The following is an 898-nucleotide window of genomic DNA, read 5'->3' as shown; positions in this document are numbered from 1 at the left end:
CCGTCGACGGTGTCGCGGGAGCTGACCCGCAACACGGTGCGTGGCCGATATCGCGCATCGGTGGCGCATGTGACCGCGATGGGACGGGCGGGTAGGCCGAAGCCGGCGAAGCTGGCGACCAATCTGCGGCTACGTGTCAGAGTGGAGCAGGACCTGGCCAAACGCCGATCGCCGGAGCAGATCGCCGGTCGTTTGCGTCGGGACTTTCCCGATGACCCGGAGATGCGAGTGAGCGCGGAGACGATCTACCAGTCGCTCTACGTGCAGTCCCGCGGGGCGTTGAAGCAGGAGCTGACCCGGTGTTTGCGCACCGGTCGGGCACTGCGTCACCCGTCGCGGAAGGTTGGGCAGCGCAAGAACCGGATCCCGAACATGGTCAACATCGTTGAGCGGCCGGCCGAGGTCGAAGACCGTGCGATTCCCGGGCATTGGGAAGGCGATTTGATCATCGGAGCGGGGAACCTGTCCGCGATCGGCACCCTCGTGGAGCGGTCCTCGAACTACACGATGCTGGTGCCGCTCCCGGACGGATACAAGCCGGACCAGGTGGCGCCGGCGCTCGCCCGGAAGATCCAGCAGCTCCCCGCTCAGCTGCGCGGCACCCTCACCTGGGATCAAGGACCGGAGATGCGGGACTGGGAACAGGTCCACATCGACACCGGCATCGAGGTGTTCTTCTGCGACCCGCACTCACCTTGGCAGCGCGGCATCAACGAGAACACCAACGGACTGCTCCGGCAGTACTTCCCGAAAGGCACGCCGCTCGCCGGCTTCAGCGAAGCTCACCTGGACGCGGTAGCCGCCGAACTCAACGACCGTCCACGCAAACGACTAGAGTTCCAAACCCCCAACGAAGTCATCGGGGACGTGCTGTTGCGATGACCGCTTGAATCCGCCG

At 65.5% G+C, this 898-nt stretch carries 1 protein-coding gene; it reads left to right on the top strand.

The features are described 5' to 3' along the window. A partial coding sequence (locus tag ACLQ2Q_RS22190) for an IS30 family transposase (RefSeq protein ID WP_425824071.1) occupies nucleotides 1-882 on the top strand: 882 nt, incomplete at its 5' end. Between the last annotated feature and the right edge of the window lie 16 nt (nucleotides 883-898).

Source organism: Microbacterium sp. DT81.1, assembly GCF_049844955.1.
GTDB lineage: Bacteria > Actinomycetota > Actinomycetes > Actinomycetales > Microbacteriaceae > Microbacterium.
This window is presented reverse-complemented; position numbering and strand designations above follow the sequence as displayed.